Source organism: Streptomyces sp. NPDC048297, assembly GCF_043201585.1.
Classification (GTDB): domain Bacteria; phylum Actinomycetota; class Actinomycetes; order Streptomycetales; family Streptomycetaceae; genus Streptomyces.
Genome location: NZ_JBICZA010000024.1, coordinates 123,767 through 130,599 on the forward strand (window position 1 = coordinate 123,767; position 6,833 = coordinate 130,599).

Sequence of the window (6,833 nt, forward strand, 5' to 3'; positions counted from 1 at the left end):
CACGTCAGCCCTCGTCCGGGCCACCGCTCTCCTTGTCGTCGGCCGCCGTGGTGTCCTCGGCGTCCTCGGCCTTGACGTTCTGCGCGCCGGGCTGCGGCTCGGCGACGGCCACCCGCGCGGGGCGGATGGTGCGCTCGCCGATGCGATACCCGGGCTGCAGGATCGCCACGCAGGTCGTCTCGGTGACGTCCGGCGCGTAGGAGTGCATCAGGGCCTCGTGGATCGTCGGGTCGAAGGGCTCGCCCTCCTTGCCGAACTGCTGCAGGCCCAGCTTGGCCGCGACGGTCTCCGTCGACTCGGCCACCGACTTGAAGCCGCCGACCAGTTCGCCGTGTTCCCGCGCGCGGCCGATGTCATCGAGCACGGGCAGGAGCTCGGTCAGGAGGTTCGCGATGGCGATCTCCTTGACCGCGATCCGGTCACGCTCGACGCGGCGGCGGTAGTTCTGGTATTCGGCCTGGAGGCGCTGGAGGTCCGTCGTGCGCTCGTTCAGCGCCGTGCGGACCTGGTCCAGCTGGGCCACCAGGCCTGCGTCTGCTGCGTCCCCGGCCGGGGCCGCCCCCTTGTCGGGGGCGGCCTTCGGCTCGGCGTCGTCGGGGCTCGCGCCGGAGGGGACGTCGGGCTTCTCCTCGAAGCCCGGGGTCTCCTCCGTCACGCGGCACCGTCCTTGCGCTCGTCGTCCACGATCTCGGCGTCGACGACGTCGTCGTCCTTGGCCTCACCGGCACCGGCGGTGGCGCCGGCGGCCTGCGCGCCCTGGGCGTCGGCGTACATGGCCTGGCCCAGCTTCTGGGAGACGGCCGCGACCTTCTCCGTGGCGGAGCGGATCTCGGCGGTGTCCTCGCTCTCGAGCTTCTGCTTCAGCTCGGTGAGCGACTCCTCGACCTCGGTCTTGACCTCGCCCGGGACCTTGTCCTCGTTGTCCTTGAGGAACTTCTCGGTCTGGTAGACGAGCTGCTCGCCCTGGTTGCGGGTCTCGGCGGCCTCGCGGCGGGCGTGGTCCTCCTCCGCGTACTTCTCGGCCTCCTGGCGCATCCGGTCGACCTCGTCCTTCGGCAGCGAGGAGCCGCCGGTGACGGTCATCTTCTGCTCCTTGCCCGTGCCGAGGTCCTTCGCGGTCACGTGCATGATGCCGTTGGCGTCGATGTCGAAGGCGACCTCGATCTGCGGGACGCCACGCGGCGCCGGCGGCAGACCGGTCAGCTCGAACATCCCGAGCTTCTTGTTGTACGCCGCGATCTCGCGCTCGCCCTGGTAGACCTGGATCTGCACGGACGGCTGGTTGTCCTCGGCGGTGGTGAAGATCTCGGACCGCTTGGTCGGGATCGTCGTGTTCCGCTCGATGAGCTTGGTCATGATGCCGCCCTTGGTCTCGATGCCGAGGGACAGCGGGGTCACGTCGAGGAGCAGGACGTCCTTGACCTCACCCTTGAGGACACCGGCCTGGAGGGCGGCGCCGATGGCGACGACCTCGTCCGGGTTGACGCCCTTGTTGGCGTCCTTGCCGCCGGTCAGCTCGCGGACGAGCTCGGCGACGGCGGGCATACGGGTGGAGCCGCCGACCAGGACGACGTGGTCGATCTCGTTGATCGAGATGCCGGCGTCCTTGATGACGTTGTGGAACGGCGTCTTGCAGCGCTCCAGCAGGTCCGCGGTCAGCTGCTGGAACTGGGCGCGGGTGAGCTTCTCGTCGAGGTGCAGGGGGCCCTCGGCGGAGGCGGTGATGTAGGGCAGGTTGATCGAGGTCTCCGTGGAGGAGGACAGCTCGATCTTGGCCTTCTCGGCGGCCTCGCGCAGGCGCTGGAGGGCCATCTTGTCCTTGGACAGGTCCACGCCGTGACCGGACTGGAACTGCTTGACCAGGTAGTCGACGACGCGCTGGTCCCAGTCGTCACCACCGAGGTGGTTGTCACCGTTGGTGGCCTTCACCTCGACGACGCCGTCGCCGATCTCCAGCAGGGACACGTCGAAGGTGCCGCCGCCGAGGTCGAAGACGAGGATCGTCTGGTCGTCCTTGTCGAGGCCGTACGCCAGCGCGGCGGCGGTCGGCTCGTTGACGATGCGCAGGACGTTCAGGCCCGCGATCTCGCCGGCCTCCTTCGTCGCCTGGCGCTCGGAGTCGTTGAAGTACGCCGGGACGGTGATGACCGCGTCGGCCACCTTCTCGCCCAGGTAGGCCTCGGCGTCACGCTTCAGCTTCTGCAGGATGAACGCGGACATCTGCTGCGGGTTGAAGACCTTGCCGTCCAGCTCGATCTTCCAGTCGGTGCCCATGTGGCGCTTCACCGAGCGGATGGTCCGGTCCACGTTCGTGACCGCCTGGCGCTTGGCGACCTCGCCGACCAGCACCTCGCCGTTCTTGGCGAAGGCGACGACGGACGGCGTGGTCCGGGCACCCTCGGCGTTGGTGATGACGGTGGGCTCGCCGCCTTCGAGAACGCTGACGACGGAGTTAGTCGTGCCCAGGTCGATGCCGACCGCACGTGCCATGGTTGATTCCTCCAGCTGACTTGAGTGGAACAGGCTCAAGTGTGCACCACTCGGCCCGCTGGGTCAACAGACATGAGCCAACTCGACTCAACTCTTATCCGCTCCTTACACGCAACCGCCCGCTGACCTGCACAGATGCGGTCCGACGGGGCTGCTGGACACGGACCCGAAGGAGGACGACGACGGCGACAGCAGCCCCACCTGCCACCCAGAGCACGGCACTTCCCCCCATCCACCCGGCATGCACGAGCACTCCCACGAGCACCGCGGCGAACGATCCGGCACCCAGCACCACGACGGCGCCCTGTGCGGTGAGACCGAGCCGCCGCAGCCGGTGCGCGAGATGGTCGGGCCCGCGCCGCAGCAGCGGCCGGCCGGCCGCCCGCCGGACCAGGACCACGAGCACGAAGTCGGCGCCCGCGACCGCGCCGAGGCAGAACAGCACGCCCGCGGTGGGCGCGAGCGCGTACCCCGCGCGCGTGAAGACGGCGGCCGAGGACAGCAGGAACCCGGTGAACAGCGCGCCGGCGGCGCCGAGTCCGGCCCGCGCGGGGCGCCAGTTGTGCATGAGGAAGCCGGTGAGGGCGGCGGCGAACACGCAGAGCAGCACCGCAAGCCCGTCCATCACCTCGACGGCGGCACAGACCCCCACTCCGAAGGCGGTGACCACCCCCACGGTCCCGGCGAGCCCGTCGGCGTGATCGAGCCCCTTGAAGGCGAGGGCGCAGAACACGATCCACCCCACGGCCAGCGCCCCGCCCCCGGCGCCCGTCTCGTCGTACGGCACCACGCAGGCCGCCGCCACCGCCGTACCGGCGACGAGCACCCGCGCCCGCAGCCGCCAGGCGTCGGCGACCAGCCCCAGCAGGGCGACCGCGGCGGCGGCGAGGAGCAGCCGGCCGACCCCGTCCCCGAGCGGGGCGACCCGCGTCCACTCACCCGTCCAGGCGACCAGGCAGGTGACACTCACGACGGCGATTCCCCCGGACAGCGGCAGGGGCCGCGGCCGGTGCCGCCGCCCCTGCCGGTCGACGAGGCCCGCCCGGAGCGCGGGCACCCGCAGCAGCACCGCGAGCACGGCGGCGAGGAGGAGGGCGGCACAGGCCGCGGTGATCCCGTAGAGCACGCCTCCAAGTTAGGCGCGAAAGTAGCAATTCGGTACGAATAACACGATCAGATCGCATGGTTCGCCCGCCTGATCCAGGCAGCCCTCGCCGATCCGATGGCGATCCGACGGCGATCCGATGGCGATCCGATTGAGGCGACCCTCAGCGATCCAGATCACGGCGCACCTGACTACAGTGCGAGTAAAGATGAGGGTAGTCTCAGACGGACTGCATAAGTTACCGCTTAGTAATGACCCTCGCAGGCCCGAGGAGCCCCGAAATGCAACTCGCCGCGATCATCGTGTCGCTGGTTACGATCGTGGTCGGCGTGGCCCTGTTCCTCCGCGCCCTCCTGCAGATCTTCGCCTTCCTGCGGCTCGGCCAGAGCGTGCCCGCCGGCACCCGCACCGACGAGCCCTATCAGCGCACCGTCACCCTGGTACGGGAGTTCCTCGGGCACACCCGGATGAACCGCTGGGGCATCGTCGGCGTCGCGCACTGGTTCGTGGCGATCGGCTTCTACACACTGCTCCTGACGATCGTCAACGCCTTCGGCCAGCTGTTCAAGGCCGACTGGATCCTGCCGGTCATCGGCCACTGGGCTCCGTACAACGTCTACGTCGAGTTCATCGGCACCATGACGGTGCTCGGGATCCTGGCGCTGATCGTCATCCGGCAGCTGTCCCGGCCGGACCGGCCGGGCCGCAAGTCCCGGTTCGCGGGCTCCAACACCGGCCAGGCGTACTTCGTCGAGACGATCATCCTCGTCGTCGGCGTCTGCATCTTCATGCTGCACGCGCTCGAGGGCGCCCAGAACCACGTCGACGGCTACGAGGCCTCGTTCTTCATCTCGTACCCGGTCGTGGCGTGGCTGAAGGGCATGGACGCCTCCACCCTCCAGAACCTCACCTACCTCTTCGCCGGCGTGAAGATCGTGGCCTCCTTCACCTGGATGATCGTCGTCTCGCTGAGGACCGACATGGGTGTGGCCTGGCACCGCTTCCTCGGCTTCCCGAACATCTGGTTCAAGCGCAAGGCCGACGGCGAGACCGCCCTGGGCGCCCTGCTCCCGATGACCTCCGGCGGCAAGGCGATCGACTTCACCGACCCGGGCGACGACGACGTCTTCGGCGTCTCCCAGGTCGAGCAGTTCTCCTGGAAGGGCCTGCTGGACTTCTCCACCTGCACCGAGTGCGGCCGCTGCCAGTCGCAGTGCCCCGCCTGGAACACCGGCAAGCCGCTCTCCCCGAAGCTGCTGATCATGTCGCTGCGCGACCACGCGCACGCCAAGGCGCCGTACCTGCTGGCCGGCGGCGGCAAGAACGCCGAGGGCGAGGAGAAGGCCTCCGAGGAGCAGCTCGCATCGGTGCCCGCGGCAGCGCTGGCCGAGGCCGAGCGCCCGCTGATCGGCACCGCCGAGGAGAACGGCGTCATCGACCCGGACGTCCTGTGGTCCTGCACCACCTGCGGCGCCTGCGTCGAGCAGTGCCCGGTCGACATCGAGCACGTCGACCACATCGTCGACATGCGCCGCTACCAGGTGATGATCGAGTCCGCGTTCCCGTCCGAGGCGGGCACGATGCTCAAGAACCTGGAGAAGAAGGGCAACCCCTGGGGCCTGGCGAAGAAGCAGCGCCTGGAGTGGACCAAGGAGGTCGACTTCGAGGTCCCGGTCGTCGGCAAGGACATCGAGGACCTCACCGAGGTCGAGTACCTGTACTGGGTCGGCTGCGCCGGCGCCCTGGAGGACCGCGCCAAGAAGACGACGAAGGCCTTCGCCGAACTCCTCCACATCGCGGGCGTCAAGTTCGCGATCATGGGCGGCGACGAGAAGTGCACCGGTGACTCCGCCCGCCGCCTCGGCAACGAGCCCCTGTTCCAGGAGCTGGGCATGGAGAACGTGATGGCCCTCAACACCGCGTTCGGCGAGGAGCTGGACGACGAGGGCAAGGTCACCGCCGAGTCCGCGAAGCCGAAGTCGGCCAAGAAGATCGTCGCCACCTGCCCGCACTGCCTGAACACCATCGGCAACGAGTACCCGCAGCTCGGCGGCGACTACGAGGTCATCCACCACACCCAGCTGCTCCAGCACCTGGTCGACGAGGGCAAGCTGATCCCCGTCACCCCGGTCGAGGGCATCATCACCTACCACGACCCCTGCTACCTGGGCCGCCACAACAAGATCTACACGCCCCCGCGCGAGATCATCGGCAAGGTCCCGGGCCTGCGGAACGAGGAGATGCACCGCCACAAGGAGCGCGGCTTCTGCTGCGGCGCCGGCGGCGCCCGGATGTGGATGGAAGAGCGCATCGGCAAGCGCATCAACAACGAGCGCGTCGACGAGGCCCTGTCGGTGAACCCCGACATCGTCTCCACCGCCTGCCCGTTCTGCCTCGTCATGCTCACGGACTCCGTGAACGGCAAGAAGAACGAGGGCAAGGCCAAGGAGTCCATCCAGGTCGTGGACGTGGCCCAGCTCCTCCTCGACTCCGTCCGGACCCCGGTCGACCCGGCGGGCGAGCCGGAGAACGCGGACGAGCCGGAGCCGGAGCCGGTGCAGTAGCCGACGCCGGCCGCGGATGTACGGCGCCCCCTGACCCGCACAGGCAGGGGGCGCCGTCGCGTTCCGGGGCGGGTGACGGCTGTCAGCGCGCGTGACGGCTGTCAGGCCGGGTGGCCCGCAGCCCGCGTCGCCACTGCTCTACGCGTTCTTCGGCCCGGCTGCTGCTGCTCTACGCGTTCTTGGGCTCGGCCTGCTGGACGACCTCGAAGGACCACAGGGTGGAGCCCGAGGCGGCGGGCTTCGGCTTCTCACCGCTCTCCCCGCCGCCGCCCTGGTGGGCCGCCTTCATGGGGCCCTCCATCCACGCCTGGAAGGACTCCTCGTCGCGCCACCGCGTGTAGACGAGGTAGCTGTCGGTGCCTTCGACCGGCCGGAGAAGCTCGAACCACTCGAAGCCGTCGGAGTTCTCCACGGCATGCGCCCGCGAGGCGAACCGCTTCTCCAGGACCTCCCGCTGCTCAGCGGGGACGGTCAGTACGTTGATCTTGACTACGCTCATGCACCCATCCTGCCCCGGCCACCGCCAGGATTCGCTGAACTCACGGACAACCCTTACGCCGGGGGCGCACCGCGCGGTCCCCTAGGGCGTGTATCGGGTCGTGATCATTGAGTGGCCCGTGCGAGGTCCTTGATCCAGATGATGGAGGCGCGGAGATGGAGGGCGGCCAAGTAGC

At 69.1% G+C, this 6,833-nt stretch carries 5 protein-coding genes; 1 reads left to right on the top strand and 4 read right to left on the bottom strand.

Annotated features, from left to right (window positions below; all coding sequences use genetic code 11):
• Positions 1-4: 4 nt before the first annotated feature.
• The 3 genes from grpE to ACGFYV_RS25150 all read right to left on the bottom strand — a co-directional run bounded on the left by grpE (position 5) and on the right by ACGFYV_RS25150 (position 3,616).
• A complete protein-coding gene (gene grpE / locus ACGFYV_RS25140; RefSeq protein ID WP_393880699.1) occupies positions 5-655 on the bottom strand; it encodes a nucleotide exchange factor GrpE in 651 nt (216 codons plus the stop codon).
• The gene (gene dnaK / locus ACGFYV_RS25145) at positions 652-2,490 is read right to left on the bottom strand and encodes a molecular chaperone DnaK (protein WP_393880700.1); all 1,839 of its coding nucleotides are present in this window, start codon (positions 2,488-2,490) and stop codon (positions 652-654) included. Before dnaK ends, grpE begins: the two co-directional genes overlap by 4 nt.
• 94 nt (positions 2,491-2,584) lie before the next feature.
• Complete coding sequence (locus tag ACGFYV_RS25150) at positions 2,585-3,616, bottom strand: MraY family glycosyltransferase (RefSeq protein ID WP_393880701.1); 1,032 nt, start codon at positions 3,614-3,616, stop codon at positions 2,585-2,587.
• A 260-nt stretch (positions 3,617-3,876) separates the two neighbouring features.
• Between ACGFYV_RS25150 and ACGFYV_RS25155 the strand changes: the two genes are divergently transcribed.
• The gene (locus ACGFYV_RS25155; protein ID WP_393880702.1) at positions 3,877-6,159 is read left to right on the top strand and encodes a (Fe-S)-binding protein; all 2,283 of its coding nucleotides are present in this window, start codon (positions 3,877-3,879) and stop codon (positions 6,157-6,159) included.
• A 169-nt stretch (positions 6,160-6,328) separates the two neighbouring features.
• Here ACGFYV_RS25155 and ACGFYV_RS25160 read toward each other — a convergent pair whose 3' ends face one another.
• On the bottom strand, positions 6,329-6,658 hold the full coding sequence (locus ACGFYV_RS25160) for an antibiotic biosynthesis monooxygenase family protein (protein WP_393880703.1): 330 nt from the start codon (positions 6,656-6,658) through the stop codon (positions 6,329-6,331).
• Positions 6,659-6,833 lie beyond the last annotated feature (175 nt).

Coding starts and splice junctions, on each gene's coding strand:
- dnaK (WP_393880700.1), bottom strand. CDS start 2,490: ATGGCACGTGCGGTCGGCATCGACCTGGGCACGACTAACTCCGTCGTC.
- ACGFYV_RS25155 (WP_393880702.1), top strand. CDS start 3,877: ATGCAACTCGCCGCGATCATCGTGTCGCTGGTTACGATCGTGGTCGGC.
- ACGFYV_RS25160 (WP_393880703.1), bottom strand. CDS start 6,658: ATGAGCGTAGTCAAGATCAACGTACTGACCGTCCCCGCTGAGCAGCGG.